Origin of the sequence: Desulforhabdus sp. TSK (assembly GCF_022836495.1) — a bacterium.
GTDB lineage: Bacteria > Desulfobacterota > Syntrophobacteria > Syntrophobacterales > Syntrophobacteraceae > Desulforhabdus.
Genome location: NZ_BQXM01000048.1, coordinates 17320 through 33909, shown reverse-complemented (window position 1 = coordinate 33909; position 16590 = coordinate 17320). Strand labels below are relative to the sequence as shown.

The 16590-nt window shown below is 53.6% G+C and carries 13 protein-coding genes; 8 read left to right on the top strand and 5 right to left on the bottom strand.

Features of this window, described 5'->3' with window-relative positions:
- The first annotated feature begins 257 nt into the window (after nt 1–257).
- The 3 genes from MWC30_RS20015 to MWC30_RS20005 all read left to right on the top strand — a co-directional run bounded on the left by MWC30_RS20015 (nt 258) and on the right by MWC30_RS20005 (nt 1984).
- On the top strand, nt 258–464 hold the full coding sequence (locus tag MWC30_RS20015; protein WP_244085975.1) for a hypothetical protein: 207 nt from the start codon (nt 258–260) through the stop codon (nt 462–464).
- Nucleotides 451–894, top strand: coding sequence for a PIN domain-containing protein (locus tag MWC30_RS20010; RefSeq protein ID WP_244085974.1), 444 nt, complete (start codon nt 451–453; stop codon nt 892–894). The genes MWC30_RS20015 and MWC30_RS20010 overlap by 14 nt, the downstream gene beginning before the upstream one ends.
- Before the next feature lie 559 nt (nt 895–1453).
- Nucleotides 1454–1984: a nucleotidyl transferase AbiEii/AbiGii toxin family protein gene (locus MWC30_RS20005; RefSeq protein ID WP_244083442.1), complete on the top strand. Its 531-nt coding sequence runs from the start codon at nt 1454–1456 to the stop codon at nt 1982–1984.
- Between the two features lie 393 nt (nt 1985–2377).
- Here the strand turns inward: MWC30_RS20005 and MWC30_RS20000 are convergent, their stop codons facing one another.
- From MWC30_RS20000 to MWC30_RS19980, 5 genes are all read right to left on the bottom strand, one after another.
- Nucleotides 2378–3493: a radical SAM protein gene (locus tag MWC30_RS20000; protein WP_244085973.1), complete on the bottom strand. Its 1116-nt coding sequence runs from the start codon at nt 3491–3493 to the stop codon at nt 2378–2380.
- Nucleotides 3490–4509, bottom strand: a complete 1020-nt coding sequence (locus tag MWC30_RS19995; RefSeq protein WP_244085972.1) for a glycosyltransferase family 2 protein — start codon at nt 4507–4509, stop codon at nt 3490–3492. Before MWC30_RS19995 ends, MWC30_RS20000 begins: the two co-directional genes overlap by 4 nt.
- A 283-nt stretch (nt 4510–4792) precedes the next feature.
- Nucleotides 4793–6202: a sugar transferase gene (locus MWC30_RS19990; RefSeq protein ID WP_244085971.1), complete on the bottom strand. Its 1410-nt coding sequence runs from the start codon at nt 6200–6202 to the stop codon at nt 4793–4795.
- A gap of 156 nt (nt 6203–6358) precedes the next feature.
- Nucleotides 6359–7543: a glycosyltransferase family 4 protein gene (locus MWC30_RS19985; RefSeq protein WP_244085970.1), complete on the bottom strand. Its 1185-nt coding sequence runs from the start codon at nt 7541–7543 to the stop codon at nt 6359–6361.
- A complete protein-coding gene (locus tag MWC30_RS19980) occupies nt 7521–8438 on the bottom strand; it encodes a glycosyltransferase family 2 protein (RefSeq protein WP_244085969.1) in 918 nt (305 codons plus the stop codon). Before MWC30_RS19980 ends, MWC30_RS19985 begins: the two co-directional genes overlap by 23 nt.
- 191 nt (nt 8439–8629) lie before the next feature.
- Here MWC30_RS19980 and MWC30_RS19975 point away from each other — a divergent pair, with 191 nt between their 5' ends.
- The 5 genes from MWC30_RS19975 to MWC30_RS19955 all read left to right on the top strand — a co-directional run bounded on the left by MWC30_RS19975 (nt 8630) and on the right by MWC30_RS19955 (nt 16243).
- Nucleotides 8630–9400, top strand: a complete 771-nt coding sequence (locus MWC30_RS19975; RefSeq protein WP_244085968.1) for an ABC transporter permease — start codon at nt 8630–8632, stop codon at nt 9398–9400.
- 175 nt (nt 9401–9575) lie between these two features.
- Nucleotides 9576–10784 carry an ABC transporter ATP-binding protein gene (locus MWC30_RS19970; protein ID WP_244085967.1) on the top strand — a complete coding sequence of 403 codons (1209 nt, stop codon included), beginning with the start codon at nt 9576–9578 and terminating at the stop codon, nt 10782–10784.
- On the top strand, nt 10781–12769 hold the full coding sequence (locus tag MWC30_RS19965) for a methyltransferase domain-containing protein (protein WP_244085966.1): 1989 nt from the start codon (nt 10781–10783) through the stop codon (nt 12767–12769). The genes MWC30_RS19970 and MWC30_RS19965 overlap by 4 nt, the downstream gene beginning before the upstream one ends.
- Before the next feature lie 25 nt (nt 12770–12794).
- Nucleotides 12795–13376, top strand: a complete 582-nt coding sequence (locus tag MWC30_RS19960) for a hypothetical protein (RefSeq protein WP_244085965.1) — start codon at nt 12795–12797, stop codon at nt 13374–13376.
- Nucleotides 13373–16243, top strand: coding sequence for a glycosyltransferase (locus tag MWC30_RS19955; protein ID WP_244085964.1), 2871 nt, complete (start codon nt 13373–13375; stop codon nt 16241–16243). Before MWC30_RS19960 ends, MWC30_RS19955 begins: the two co-directional genes overlap by 4 nt.
- The last annotated feature ends 347 nt before the right edge of the window (nt 16244–16590 follow it).

Genomic DNA, 16590 nt, shown 5'->3' with positions numbered 1-16590 from the left:
CTCAGCCTATCTCTCCTTTAGTTTACTACAGGAGGCCATTGATCACATATTGAAGAACTTTGGAACGAAATACACAATCAACTTCTCCACCTAGAATGTTGTGAAACTTTTGCTTGGGTACTTAAATGTAATGTGCGTTTTACGCACCATTTTTGACACAAGAATTTCTGCAGTAAGGATGGTGCATAAAATGCGTCCTACCCTGTAATGAGTGCGAAGCTGGACTGCCAGCCTCGACGGATGAAGGAGACTGTGGGATGGCTGATATAATCAATGTCAAGGATTTGCGGGAGGAAGACGTTCGGATTCTCGAACACTGGGTGGAACGTCTCCGAGCGAGGGCCAAAAGGGAGAAGGAGTTCGTAAAGGCCACCCAACAGCAAAAGAAAACACCCGATTTCGCCACTTGGATTCTTGGTGTTAAAGGAAAACTGAGCAGAGAAGAAATATATGACTATCTCTAAGGCTGCCCTGATAGACACAAATGTCCTCGTGTATGCAGCGGATAAGAGCTCGCCTTTTCATGAGGCCTCGAAAGATCTTCGTGACAGAGGGTTAAAAGGAGAGATCTCTCTTTGCCTTTTTCCACAAATCTTGTGTGAATTTTTCGCCATAGTGACCGATCGTAAGAGGGTCAGTAGCCCAAGGAGCCAAGAGGTCGCTCTTGCCGAAATAGAGAAGTATCTGGAAGCCGGATCTATTCAAAAGCTCTATCCAGGTCCGGACATTCTGAACATCATTTGCGAACTGCTCAAACACTACCCAGTGCGAAAACAGGAAATCTTTGACCTGCAACTGGTCGCCACCATGTTGTCCAACGATATCAATCGCATTTATACTTACAATGTAGATGATTTTAGGAAATTTAAAGAAATAGATGTATTGGAGCCGTGATGGTGGGCGTGCCTAATTAAGCCGGAATCCAGAGCAGTGTGTGGGTGGATTCCGACTAAAAGCACGCCGGAATGACGATCGGAATCCTTCCCCTTCCAACGGAGGTGAAGGCGGGCAAACGGTATTTCAGCAACGACGGAGTCCCTTAGAATAAATGGACATGGGAACAACCATTCTGCATGGGTCCATGCCACCCTGGTAAGGCTTTCCTTGAGTGAGCAAACCCAAGTCATCGGAAGCCTCAAGAGAATGAAGCCGGCATCCGAGGAAGCGAAAAAGCTCATGGACAATGCGACCGAGCATCCAACATCCTCAAGCTCCGCTGTGCCAAGTACAACGGGACCTACGACAGAGTGATCGAGTTGCATCGAGAGCGCCATCCCATCACCGCTGTCCGCCCAGGGAAGAAACGGAGCTCAATTGGCGGGGATACCGACCTGTAAAAAAAACGGGGAATGCGCCCCAATTCCGTGGCTTTTCCTCAGGCTCGGTAGCCGCGTGGTTTGGTGCCGCTGATTTTTGGCGTTCGGCATAAAGAAAGCATGATCAAGGACACAACATGACCCCAAAACAATTCTATGACTGGCAGACAGCAGGCGGCACAGACGATGTCATGCGTTTGGTCGATTGTCTTGAGCGAGCAGATCTTGCATGGTGCGCAATCGGAGGCATAGCTGTAAACCACTGGGCGGCTGAAGCCATGGTCACCCAAGATGTTGATTTCGTTGTTGCGGCAGAGTCAGTGGAGCTTGTCACAAAAGTTCTTGAAGAGGCCGGGTTTAGATCTGAACGCTTTCCATGGTCAATCAATTTCCGAGGCCGTTCCAAAGTCAGTATTCAGTTAAGCACGGAAGACTTCTATAGAGACTTTCCGAGCCGGTCCGTACCAGCAGACATACACGGAATTCTTATGCGGGTTGCCTCTCTGGAAGACACTTTGCGCGGAAAAATCAAAGCTTGGCGGGACACGGAAAGAAGACAAAGTAAGAAACTCAAAGATCTTGGCGACATAGCCCGTCTAGTAGAAAGCCATCCTCGCCTGTGGGAGTTGCTTGATCCAGATTTGAAAGAGATCATAGAGAAGCAGTAATTCCAGGTGCATGGCCGAACAAAATCATCGAGCGGGCGCGCGACCACGTCCGAAGTTTACCACGTAGTCCTCTGCGCGCGCCGCTCATGATTGGCGTTAGGGACTTGGAGGTTACCGGGATACCATTTTTCGTCATTCCGGCTTAAAACATGCCGGAATGACGAGCACAATCCTTTCCCTTCCAACGGAAGTGAAGGGGGCAAACGGTATTTCAGCAACGACAGAGTCCCTTAGCGAGGAGATCTGAAAGATGTTGTCTCAAGTCTTCGTGGGCTTGTTTGTAGGGGCCATCAGCATTTGGGTCGCATGGAGCAGTTGGAGGGTCCGGCGAAACATAGCGGCTCTCTTCCGGCAAGAAAATGCACCCTGTGCAACTTGACCAGAGACCTTCACCTAAAATAAGATTTTCCGTAAGATCCTTGGATAGTTGCACGGAGAATACAGGATGCTGTTGTAGACGGCGCACCCATAGGCGCACCAGCACTCCCTGCGTTGGATGAATTCCTTCACGCGCAGGGCCTGAGGAGATCGCAGAGCCAATCCGGCATCGAAGTGAAACTCTCGCAGGTCCCCCAGCATAAAATCTTCCTCCGCCCTCCCCTTCCGTACCTCCGGTTCCAACCAGAGCGGTTCACAGGGCATCAGCTTGCCGTCGGACGTCAACACGACCATTTTGCGCCCCGCCAGGCAGTGGAAGCGGCGTCGGGTGTTGTTGCGTTCGCACGCCCGCAGCGTCTCCTTAAATACTGCAGCGATGGCCAGGCCGATGCGGCTGAACACCGGCAAATCCCGAACAGCGTAAGGCTCCGGATAAAGCGCGTCCAACTCCGCACGGAGCGCATCCCTATCGAAATCTTTTTCATCCTCGTCGATGTTCCCGCGCACGAATCCGATCGAGTGATAGTTCGGCCGGAAGTGCTCCCGCACATAGCGGATGAAGGAGGACATGTGCGCGGCATTCTGCTTTTTGACGACGGTCAGGAAATTGAGGGTCAGCCGCTTGTTCTTTTGCCGCAGCCCGTCCAGGAGTTGGTAGGTTTCACAGACTCTTTCGAAGCACCCCGGAAAACCGCGCGACGCATCATGGTAGTCGGCTACACCGTCCAACGAGAGGTTTATGTTGAGATAGGCATCGGGGCATTGGTCCAGGATGTCCTGCACCGCCCTGAAGATGGGGCCGGGCAGCGTGCCGTTGGTGGGGATGCTGACTTGGCGGGTCGCAGAAAATCGATAAAAGGCAGTGACGAGGGAGGCGACGTCTCTGCGGAGGAAAGGCTCCCCGCCGGAAAGCAACAACTGCGGCAACGGCTTCAGGGAGCGCGCAACGGTTTCGACTTCGGCCAACGAAAGCTCTGCGGGAGGATGGTTGCACTCGACGTTTTCGCGGTTGAAGCACATGGAGCAATGGCAGTTGCAGCGCGAAGTGACGAAAAAAACCAAGTATGAGGGACGATCGCGACGGAGAATTCCTTCTAGAACTCCCAGGGGAAGCGTGTAAGATTTTTTCATGGCAGGATCGGATGCTCTTCAATGATGGATTTACGGCGGGCAAGCGTTGAAAAACCTGAGGCGAGCCCTGTGGCGACGGCCATGGAAAAAAGGGAATAGGCGAGCCAGGCTTTGAGGCTGAAGAGCAAGCCTCCGTGCCGGTAAAACCCCTGCAAGAGACTCCGCTGCAGCCATGCCGCCGCGCAGAACGCCAGGATGGCGAGAGAAAACACGGTCGGGTTCCAGAAACCGACGAGGCACAGTATCCCGGAAATACCGATCAAGCATTTTGCCCTGGCATCGGAGTGCAAAGGGCCGAGCTCCGCTGTCTTCCTGTTGTGGAGCAGCAGCAGCATTTGACGGGTATTTTGGTGATAGCGTCGGAAGATTTTGAAAAAAGTATTGGGGAAACAGTGGTCATGCAGCAGTGTTTTGTCGTACAGTAGAAGATATTTGCCGTGCAGGCGCAGGCTGAATTCGTAATCTTCGATGGAAGGCTTGCGGTAGAATTCGTTGAATCCTCCGATGGCATCGAACACGCTCCGTTTGATGCAGCCGCAGCGGGTCGAAATAAAGGGCCGTTTTGCCCGCCCTTCTTTGCCGAAGGCCCGAACGATCTGGACATATTCCTGAACGGCGAAATAGCGTGAAAAAAAATTGGGGTTCAGGGGTTCGGGAGAGGAAATACTGCCCACGCCGGCCAGACAGCCATCTTCCTCCAAGAGCATCAGCATCCGCTGCAGCAGATCGGGTGGAAAAACAATGTCGCTATCCAGGAAGAACAGGTACGGGGCGTTTGAATGCCGTACGCCAAGGTTTCGGCAGACCGAGGGGCCTCGATTGACAGGCTGTTCCAGTAATTTGACCTGGAACTCCCGGCAGATACCCTTTGTCCGGTCCGTGGAGGCGTCATCCACCACGATCACTTCAAAAGAAGTTAAATCAGACTTGAAGATGCACTCCAAAGTCCGGCCGACAGTCTCCTGGGCATTGTAAACACACAGGATGATGGAGACATTCACGGAGTTCCCGCACATCGCACATTCCCCTTTCTGTTGCGCGGACTATAGCGTATTGCTTGAAAGCGAGTCAATACGCATGGGGGAGGATAAACGGCGTGGCAGAGGGATTTGTCATAAAATGGTGCAGTAAGTCGCATTCAAAAAATACGATCTCATCGAATCAAGATTAAATGATGGTCGTCTGCGGCGAGCATCAATAGATAATTCAAAGAATTCAATATATAAACCCAAGGAAAGAGAGCCATTTTTGCTCAGATCCTCGATTGCCAAGAGGCCTGCACCAGACAGGCGAGGGCTCTCAGTAGGCCCCCTTACGATTGATCATGGCCCTCAGGGTCTTGACGATGATTTTGAGATCCAGCCAGAAGGTATTGTTGAGCACATAATATCGATCCAGCTTCACCCGTTCGGCGTAATCCGTCGTATCGCTTCGCTTCCCCACCTGCCAGAGTCCCGTCATCCCGGGCTTGGTGGAACAGTACAGCCCCGCGTTTTCCTTGTAATAGTTGTCCAGCTCTTCATACACGATGGGCCGCGCGCCCACCACGCTCATCTCCCCCTTCAGAACATTGAGAAACTGGGGGAGCTCATCGAGGCTGGTGCTGCGGAGGAACCTGCCCACGGGCGTGACGCGCGGATCGTTTTTCAGCTTGAAGGTTTGCTTCCATTCCGCGCGGGCTTCCGGGTCTCGCTCCAGGATCTCCGCCAGTTTCTGCTCGGCATCCACGTGCATGGTTCTGAACTTCAGGCACTTGAATACCTTGCCCGTGGAAGTGATGCGCTGATGTCCGTAGAAGATGGGACCGCCGTCTCCCAGTTTGACGCACGCTGCGATGAGAAGCGTGAGGGGGAGGGTGAAAACAATGGCCGTGAGCGCAAAAGCCACGTCGAAGTATCTTTTCCAGCGGTTGTAGGGGTTGAAATTGAGCAGGAGGAGGTCCCCCAGGGACTGGAGCTGAGCATTGAAGAGGCCGAAAAGATAGAGATCGGGAACGAGGTAGACTTCCGCACCCAGGGTACGGCAGTTGGTGAGTATGGAAAGGATCTTCTCTTCGGCTCGCATGGGAAGCGCAATATAGACATAATCGACGAGATGGCCCCGGAGATAGTCCGGTAGATCGGGGATTTTGCCCAGAATGGTTTTTTCGCCGAGCGAGGGGTCTCCGTTGTCTTTTCGGTCGTCAAAAAAACCCGCGACGGTGATCCCGGCCCAGGGAGTGTTTTCGATGTGCTCCGCCACGCGCATTCCCAATTCTCCGGCGCCGATGATGACGGCGTTTCTCAGGTCCGCTCCTTTGCTCCGAAACGTGCGAAGGGTGATCCGCACCGCCATGTGCAGGATCATGAGAAGGAGGGGTGTGAATATGAACCAGTGGAGAATGACGAAACGTGAAAATGCGTAGGATACCTTCAAGATGAAGGACAAAAACAGCAGAAGACCCACTACCGTACCCCATGCCTTGAAAATGATCAGGAGCTCATTGTGGAGCCCGTGTCCGCGCCAGGAGCGGTACAGCTGGAAAGAATGGAAAACGAACAGGCAGAGAATGCAGGTGACGATGCAGAGGTGAGTGTACGGTTCTTCCCAGGGCAGCCGATAGGCCTTCGTCAGGATCCAGAGAAAGGCGACGACGGCTGCGCAGTCGAAGGCGTGCAGGACCTTGACGGCATAGGTGCTTTTTTCTCTGAAGCTTATTTCCAGGGACATGGCAGGGGCTCTCGCGCATTCATGCCTGTCGGGATTTGCCCCAATGTTATTGACTTAACTCGGATCGTCATTCCGGCGAAAGCCGGAATCCAGGCAAAACAAACTTTTTGGACCCCGGTTTTCAGCGGGGTGACGTTATGTCAGCAACATTGCGGATTAGCCCGGGCCGTTCAAAATGGTTTCATAAACCTTTTCCGTCTTCCGGACCATCTGCTTCAACGTGAACCGGCACTCCACCGTGGCCCTCCCATTGCGACCCAGGGTCTGCAGGTAGCTCGGCTGATGCAGGTACTGATTGAGATACTCCGGCAGGACCGTCAGGCGGTCGGGATCGATCAACACGCCGTTGTATCCATCCAGAACGAGCTCAGGGATGCCTCCCACCCGAGTGGCGACAATGGGCTTTGAGAAAGCCATGGCTTCCAGGAGAACGTAGCCGAAGGCTTCTGCCTGGGAAGGCAGCAGCACCAGGTCACTCATCTGGTAGTATTTGCAAAGGTGCGACTGAAAGCCGAGAAAGTGAAAATGGTGGTGCAGACCCAGCGCATGGATGCGCCGGCTAATTTTCTCCTGGAGGGGGCCCTCCCCAGCCAGCAGGATCTGGATGCGGGGATCGAGCTTTACACGGCTGCGCCCCAGGGCGTCCAGCAGCTCCAGGTGGCCCTTGGTTTCCAGAAACGAGGCGGGATAGAGCACGATGAAAGGTCCCGACTCACTTCTCTTTTCGTGTCTCACATCGGCGGTGCTCTTCAGCCACGCATCGATCTTGCCGAGGTCGATCCCGTTGTGAACCAGGTGAATGCGCTCGGGGCCGGCGAGACGATATTTCCTGGCGACGGCGCAGGAGCTTTTGGAGACCCCGATGATATGGTTGGGAGCCCGGGAGAGGCTTCTTTCCACCATTCCGTATAGCACCCCACAGCGCCCGCCAAATTTATGAAACGATCCGCCGTGGGGCGTGTAGACCAGGCCTTTGACACCATGCATCCACGCCGCCAGTCGTCCCAGCGCTCCCGCCTTGGCACCGTGAACGTGTACGATATCCGGAGAGAGCCTGCGCATAATTCTTCTGAGCTCCAGGAGGCTCTTCAAATCAAAAAAGCCCTGAAAGCCCCGGTTCATGGGAACCTCAGCCAGTTCGATCCCCTCGCGGGAAAGCAGGGGCAATTGAGCGAGAAACAGGGCATCCGCCCTGGCCAGGGAATAAATGAAAGTGATGGCGTATCGGTTTTTATCCAAACCCAGGAGCAAATCGACCACATGCTTCCGTGCGCCGCCCGAGGCGCCTTCAAGCATGAGGATCAACTTGATTTTGTCTCTATTGCTCGCAACGATCGACAAGGCTTCTAATCCTCGAAAAACCACAGATCCAGCCCTTCAGAGGGAGGGCGGATCGAAATTTCAGGGTCAGTTGGAAGGCATGTAAAAGTTTCCCCAGGAGGCGCAACCCATACCAGATGTAGGCGCACCCATCGGCGGAGTGGTTTTTCCTGAAGATGTAAAAGGAATTGATGATGTAATTTTCAAAAAGATCCTTCTGACCCGGACGGGAAGCGGGACTGACGTGATGAACAAGCCGTGCGTTGGCGAGCTGCTCCATCCGCCCGTGGCGACTGACCCTGTAGGAAAAATCCTGGTCTTCCATGTATCCGTAGTGACTCAACCTTTCGTCGAAGGTGAGGCCGTGCCGATGGAAGACCTCGCGCCTGTAGCACATGTTGCAGCCGGCGAGGACGGCCACGGCATGATCGCGCAGGGGCGCGTGGATATGTCCGGCGTCTCCTGAGGGCAACATTTTCCCGTTGGAATAGTCGCTGATGAAAAAGAGGCGTCGGATGATTCGATCGAGAATGCCCTTCTTCCTTTCATTCACCACATTGCCGCAAACGCCCAGGAGCTCCCGGTCTGCTTCGAACCTCCTCGACACCTCCACCAGGTACCCCGGAGCGAGCTCAACATCGTCATCCAGAAAGCACACGACTTCCGGCATGGTCTTCAGAAGACGCAGCCCCAGGTTCCGCTGCTTCGTGAGGCCCGGTTCACAATGCTTGTACTCCAACTGTATGCCGGACGCCATCCTAAAGTGATCGACCAGCCGCCGGGTGTCATCGGTTCGGCTCGAATCCACGACAACGAGCTCCGCAGGGGGGAATTCCTGGCTCCGCAGGGAATTCAGGCATCGCTCGAGGTCTGACGCCCGATCCTTCGTGCAGACGATGACAGCTGTTTTCACCATGGGAATCCCAAGCGTGAATTGGCCGCGATGATATATTTTGATTGACGAGAAGTTTTCAAGAGATTACTAAAACTCGGTTATTGTGTTGTCAGTTCGTTTCCAAGCCACCATTCGAGCATTATTGTTGACGATTTACCATAAATAGTGAAGTGTTCTGAACGAAAAAATACAAGGGGGCTGTTGAATCCTGGATGTCTCGAGCTTCTTTGATATGGGAATTGACCAAGCGGGATTTTTCCGAAAAGTTTGCCGGATCCGTTTTGGGCTTTGTGTGGTCGCTCATTTTGCCGATCGTCAACCTCGTCATCTACATGCTCATCTTCGGAAAAATAATGGGGGGGAGACTGCCCGGGAAATCGGATATTTACGCCTATGGCGTCTATGTGACGGTGGGTCTCGTCCCCTGGATGGCCTTCGTGGGGTCCATCTCCAGGGCGTCCAACATATTCCTTGAAAAGAGGAATCTCATCTCCAAGGTCAGCATTCCCCTTCCGTCCCTTCTCGTCTACGTGAATTTGGCCGAAGCCATCACCTTCATGATTTCCATGGGATTTTTCTTCATCTTCCTGTTTTTTACCCATCACAAATTCGACATGAACATGCTGCTGGTCCCGTTTCTTTTTTATCTCCAGCAGCTGTTCGCTTTCGGTTTCGGTCTGCTCGCCGCCACACTGACGGTTTTTCTTCGCGACATAAAAGAGGTCATCACACTGACTCTGCAATTCTGGTTCTGGTTCACGCCCATTGTTTACGTACGCGACATATTGCCGGATGCCGTCAAGTCGATTTTGCCTTATAATCCTGCCTACGTGATCATTGAATCCTATCAGCGCATCTTCGTCTTTGGGACCGATCCGAACTACCAGGCGCTCATCGTCATGACCCTGTGCACCCATTTGCTCCTGTTCTTCTCTTATTGGACCCTGAGAGCCCTGGAAAAGGATGTGAGGGATTTCTTGTGATGCTGCTTGCCGCATTGTTGGCCTGGACTCTCCTGTTTGCCGCCGTCGTAGCGCTTTTTATGAAAAGAGGGTACGGTCGTATGAGGGTCTACTGGCTGATTTTCTTCAACGCTGTATTTCTGTGCGGAGTGTTTTGGTTTTTCCCTCTTTTGAAAGGCTTCCACCAGATCCAGCCATGATCCATGCAGAAGCTCTATCGAAATCCTTTAAATTGTATCGCTCGCCCGCCGACCGGCTGAAAGAGATCCTCACCGGCAGAACCTACAGCCGTAAGTTTGATGCCCTCAAGGGAGTCAGCTTCACGGTGCAGGCCGGTGAGACCCTGGGAATCATCGGACAAAACGGTGCGGGCAAGTCTACACTCCTCAAAATACTCACGGGAGTCCTCCTGCCCGATGCCGGAACGATTCATATTGCGGGAAAAATCACCGGCCTCCTGGAGCTGGGGACCGGCTTCAACCTGGATTTTACCGGCTTGCAGAATATTCATCTCAATGGCGCTCTGCTGGGCATGTCCAGGGGGGAGATCACTGAGAAGCTGGATCAGATCGTTGCCTTCAGCGAGCTCCAGGATTTCATTTATCAGCCCCTGAAAACCTATTCCAGCGGAATGGTCATGCGCTTGGCCTTCGCCATCTCCATTCATGCCGACCCTAAAGCCTTCGTTGTGGATGAAGCCCTTTCCGTGGGGGATGCCTACTTCCAGCAGAAGTGCATGGCCAGGATTCGGCAGTTCAAAGAAGCGGGGGGCGCCATCGTCTTTGTATCGCATGATTTGAACTCCGTGAAGGTTTTGTGCGATAAGGCCCTCCTGCTGGACGAGGGGGCGATCGTTTCCGAAGGCGATCCCGACACGGTGGTGGACAGCTACAATTTTCTTCTGGCCAGGAAGTCGGAGCAGTGTCAAAAGTCTCTGCAGGAGGATTTCCAGCAGGGAATGGCCTATGGCAATTCCAAGGTGGAAATCGTCGGGGTGGAGCTGCTCAATGACAGGGGGAACGAAACGGGAGTTTTCGCTTCCGGTGAAGGGTGTACCATTGGGGTGACTCTTCATGCCAAGGAGGATATCGAAGATTTGACCGTGGGAATCCTGATCCGCGATAAATATGGACAGGACATTTTCGGCACCAATACGTATCATATGAAAATTCCCCTTCGCCTGCAAAACGGTGAGAACTGCCGGGTCCGGTATCGCATCGATGAATTCAATCTCGGCCCGGGGAAGTACACACTCACCGTAGCCGCTCACCAGCAGGATACGCACGTGCACGAATGCTATCAGTGGATCGACAAGATTCAAACCTTTGAAGTGGTAAGCGGCGGTGACTTTGTTTTCATTGGCCTTTCCAGGCTGAAACCCAAAGTGGATTTGGAAAAGATATGATCGATGATCAGTCCCATGAAATCAGTGTTGAAAAGCTGATGGAGCACATTCGCCGAGAGGCGCGGCGGCGCAGGCCTCCTGGGGATGAAGGCCCTTCCGCCGTCTCGGAGCCGGCCGATGCAGGTCAAACCGTTGCGATTGACACTCCGGCAGAGCACCCATGTGACGACAGCCTTTTGAAGGAATCGCCCCCCCTGCCCCCAATGGTTGGAGAGTACAGCGTGGGCGATTTCAGTCGTTATCACGACAGGGACTTCATACAGAACGCTTACCGCGGCATTTTGAAGCGTGAACCGGATGCACCCAGCTTTGCCGGGTACCTGGAGCATTTGCGGCAAGGGGCAATGACCAAGTCCGAAATCCTCTGCCAGCTCCGCTATTCTCGCGAGGGCAGGGCCAAAGGGGTTAAGGTCAGGGGACTCTTACTCCTCGCGGTGAGCCACAAGTTTTTCAAGCTCCCCCTGCTGGGATATGCCCTTCGGTGGGTGGCCTACCTGGTGAGGCTCCCTTCGATCGTCAGGCACTTCCACACTGTGGAGGCTCAAAACCAGATGCTGTTTTCACTGTTCAGAGACTATCTCAGGCAGGAAGACGCATGTCTGAAGGCAAAAATCGGAGAAATCAAGAATTACCAGTCCCTCATTGAGGAAATAGTGACCCGCATGTCGGATGTCAAAGCTCTGGCGGCACAGAAGGCCGATGCCCGGTACCTCGAAGAGATGGATGCGTCCAAGGCTGCCCAGAGTGACGTGGATGATTTCAAATCGCAGCATGAAGCCGAAATGGAGCGCCTCTTCGGTTTGATCGTCAGTAAGATAGGGAAAGCCGAGTATGAGTCGTTGATGGCTCTGAAGGCCGATCGTGCTGAATTGGAGAGCATGGCTGTTTTGAAGGTCGATCGAGCGGAGCTTGAAAATATAGCAGGGCTCAAGGCGGATCGAGCGGAACTGGAAACTATTGCGGCTTTGAAGGTCGATCGAGCGGAGCTTGAGAATATAACAAGGCTCAAGGTGGATCGTGCGGAACTGGAAAGTAGCGTAGCTCTGAAGGCGGATCGAGCGGACTTGGAAGGCATGGGAGCGCTCAAGGCGGATCGTGCCGAAGTGGAAAACTTGGCAGCTGTCAAGGCCGACCTGAAGCATATCGAGGCCATTCACACGCGTCTCGGCCAATTGACACAAGGGATCGACCACCTGCGACGGGCGTCGGTGGAGCAGGAAAGAAGGCTGTGGCTTTTTCTCGAGGAGGCCAGAAAACGCTTGCCGGAGCCCTTTTCTACGGATCAACTGGCCGGGTTCGCTTCAGAAGAGGATCATCTTCTGGATGCTTTCTACGTTGCTTTCGAGGATAATTTCCGAGGGACACGGGAGGACATCAAAGAAAAGCTTGGCTGCTATCTTCCCTACATGACTGAAATTGAAGGGGCTGAGGAACGGGTGGGTCCCGTTCTGGATTTGGGCTGCGGGCGTGGGGAATGGCTGGAGCTGCTGAAGGAGCACAGGCTGGGAGGGCTGGGAATCGACTGCAACCCGGTCATGGTGTCCCTTTGCCGCGAAAAGGGGCTGGAAGCCGTTGAGGCCGATGTCCTGGAATTTCTGAGAAGCCAAAAGAATGGCTCTTTCGGTGCTGTGACGGGGTTTCATATCATCGAGCACCTGCCTCTCCTGGACATGATCAAGGTCTTCGATGAAACGTTCAGAGTCCTGAAGCCCGGCGGGGTGATGATTTTCGAGACCCCCAATCCCACCAATATCCTTGTCGGAGCATCGACATTTTACATGGACCCGACGCATCGGAACCCTCTCTATCCCGCCTCCGTGGCCTTCATTGCGGAATTCAGGGGCTTCTCACAGGTGAAAATCCTCCATCTCAATCCCCCGCCGGACTACAACCGAATTGATGAAGAAGGTTCACCTGTGGCGGGCAGGTTCAATGAATATTTTTACGGGCCTCGAGACTATGCGGTGATCGGATACAAGTCCTGAAGAAGGTGTAAGGTTCCTCTCCCGGATGGCTTCTGCATCCACCGAGGAATGGAATGTCCTCCACGACGGAAAGGCATTGTGCGGCATGCAGGTATTGTCCCGTTTAGGGAATCTGTGGTGGTACGGCAAGACGGCTCTGAGAGACCTGGGAAAGACGGCAACGGGCTGCGTGGCCCTGGTCCGGTACGCTTTCACGAAGGACAACATATCGGTTTGCCTGTCTCTCTTCTCCGCGGAATCGCCCGAGGCAAAATCCGGTGTGCCCAACGAGTATGAAGTCCTCCTCATGAACAACGGGGACCGCTCCCTGGTCGTCAAACTTCTCATCGATGTTTACCTCAGCACAAATCCCGTGCACCCCGCCGGTCATCACGGATATTTCGAAAAGATGATTTTCCTGTCCCCCCATAAGATGCATCCAGTGGCCTTTGTTCATGATTGGATCTCAAGGTCATTCTTCAGAATAGATGATGTATCCTTTGAGCCAGACAACGGTTGGCGAGGGGATTGCGGGGCTCTCGGCGTTTATTCCCTCTCTGCGGTGCTGCTGGGCTCCGACGGGAAGCCTGTCGATCGATTGATGTTGATCCAGGAGCTCAAGCCATGAAAATAGTCAACATCATTCAGAGATATCCGCCGGCGGTGGGAGGATCGGAAACCTGGTGTCAAGAGGTGTGCCGGTACCTGGCCCAGAAGGGCCACAACGTGAAGGTGCTGACTCTCGACATCAACAAAGAGCAGGAGTTCTGGCGAGACCCGTTGGACCCTGAGCGGAACGTCGCCTTCGGGAAAATGATGCTGGACCAGGGAGTTCTGGTGCGCCGGTATCGCAGGTCCATCCCGATCCATACGGTTTTTCACGTGATTTATAAGCGTATTCTGGACAGGATGCTGAAGGTCTATTTCTATGGCCCTCACAGCGCCGAGATGTACGGCAGAATGTGGCGTGAAATCAAGGCAGCCGACCTGGTATTCCTGCACACGGTGCCCTATCCACACAACTTTATCGCCTATGCACTGGCCAGGCTGTTCGGCAAGAAAACGATCTTCGCCCCTCATTTTCATCCCACCCATCCCGACTACGAGCGGAGGTCTCACTATTGGCTTCTCAGGAGCTGTGATGCCGTCATCACGGTTTCCGAGTTCGAAAAGCAGTACCTCCAGTCCAAAAACATCCCCGGAGATAGAATTTTCGTGACGGGAAACGCCGTTCACCCCGATCACTACCTGCCCCATGACCTGGAGAATTTCGCCTCAAAATTGCGGGCGGATTACTCCATTCAGCCCGATGAGCGTCTTGTCGTTTTCATCGGGAGAAAAACTCCGGAAAAGGGCGTCGCCCACCTGGTGCGTGCGGTAAAGGAACTGATCCGAAAAATGCCCGTCAGGCTCTTCATGGTGGGGCCAGGGTTCGATTGGTATCATGATTTGTACAACGGTTTGTCACACGAGGAAAAGAACCACATCATCGAAATGGGTGTCCTTTCCCACCAGGACAAGGTGAATCTGCTCCACCTGTGCGATCTCCTGGTGCTGCCCTCCCGCTATGAGGCTTTCGGTATCGTTTTCCTCGAGGCCTGGATTTGCGGTATTCCCGTCATGGGAACGACGGAAGGGGCCATGCCGAGCGTCATAGGAAGTGAAGGGTTCCTTTGCCGGTATGGAGACGAAGAGCACCTGAAGGCGATGTTGGCGGAAGCGCTGAGCGATAAGGATAGACTGAAAGAGCTGGGTTCAAGGGGGTACGATAAGGTGCGGACTCGATTCACCTGGGACCGGATTGGAGCGGAAGTGCAAAAGGCGGCGGACCATGCTTTCGGGAGAAAGAAGATCATCCTCTGCACCAATGCCTATCCTCCTCACTTCATTGGAGGCGCGGAGCTCATCGCTCATGAGCATGCCAAGATCTTGAAAAAGATGGGTCATGAAGTCATCGTCTTTGCCGGCGAGCCCAATCCGAAGAGAAAACGTTATTCCCTGCGACGAGACTCCTTTGAAGGGATTCCCGTCCATCGGATTTGTCTGCATCAGCGTGATTACAGCTCTGACTTCGTGAATTTTTATCATGAAGAAGTGCAGCGGGCTTTCGCGGCCCTGGTGGAGATTTTTGCCCCGGACGTCGTGCATTTTCACAACATCATGGGCCTCTCTGTGGGCCTCATTCAAATCGCTAAACTCAAAAAGATCAGAACGATCCTGACGCTCCACGATTACTGGGGCGTATGCCACAAAAATACTCTCATGAAGCATGACGGCTCTCTGTGCCAGGAACCCTCGGTTTGCGAGGATTGCCAGGCCGTTATCTCGGGACAAACCTGGCAGGGAATACCGACCAGCATGCGCAGGGATTACATTTCCCAACAGATCCACCTGGTGGATGCGATTGTCTCCCCAAGTCGTTACCTGGCCGACCGCTATGTGAAAGACGGTTTCGATGGGTCGAAGTTCGAAATCATACCCTATGGCATCGATACGGACCGCTTCGCCCCCGCACCGGGGAGCTCTGGCAATGGGAAGGTGCGGTTCAGCTTCGTGGGTTACCTGGGCAGGCACAAAGGCGTGTACACTATCCTGGAAGCACTCCCCCTGGTGGAAGGGAATGACCGGATGGTGTTCACCTTCATTGGGGAGGGCGACCAGAAGGAGCATTTGCAGCGTGAAGTCAAACTGGCCGGCTTGAGCGACTGTGTGCGCTTCCGTGGCAAAGTCCAGCATTCGAAGGTCGAAACGGTATACCGGGAGACGGATGTCCTGGTGCTGCCGTCCATATGGCCGGACAATCATCCGGTCAGCATCTACGAGGCCATGGCTTCGGGGATTCCCGTCATCGCCTCGCGTTTGGGAGGCATTCCGGAACTGGTGACGGACGGCGTGACGGGCCATCTTTTCGAGCACGGCAATGCCTGCCAGTTGGCTCAAAAAATGTCGGAGTGCCTTGCCGACAGGTCGAAGCTTGCCGTCATGGGGGAAGCCGGGCGGAAGAACATCAGTGAGCTCACTCTGGAGCGCCAGGTGGGCCGTCTCGTGGAGGCCTATCTGAAAGACGGTCGTTCCCGGGGCGATGAGATTTTTGAGCAACCCATGATCCTTTGCATCGGCAAGAAGATGGATCCCGAGTGCGCCGAGGCGTTGAGCTTGTTCCTGAAATCATCGCAGGGCCGTTACAGGGTTTTCATGGTGGATTGGCTGGAAGAGGACCTGGTCTCCCATGCAAAGCTCCTCTGGGTGGTAGACCGGACTGTCGACTCCAATGAAGTCATGATGAATTTGAGGCACAAACTGCCGCTCCTGGTTCCGGAGCAGCATGAAGGTTTGAAGCAGGCCTGCATTCAGGGCAACTGCGGACTGTACTACCGGGATGCCATGGAGGCGCTGGCTTGTTTGGAATTTCTCACGGAGAACAAAGGCGTCAGTGTGAGGTTGGGGCAATGCGGCTTTAAATACTTCTCATCCCATGTGCTCTTGACGGCATGATGGGAATTACTCTTAAAATTGATCAGCCATTCTAAGCTTAAGCAGCTGAGCACATATTTTTTGGCATTTTCAGACCGTCGTACCGGCGAAAGCCGGTATCCAGAGAATTTGACGTGGGGCTGGATTCCGGCTAAAAGCATGCCGGAATGACGTAATCAACAAGGCTCAAAAATATTAAATAACTTCTGCTCAGGTACTCATGTCTAACTGCGGATAATTATTTCAGATGTCTTTTTAATCTTGCATATGTAAAGGTTTTACTCACTTTTCAGAGATGAAGAGGCGGTTCTGGAGTCGTGCGAATTTCCTTCCGGCGATGGGTCGGGTTCCTGAAGGTACACCATCCT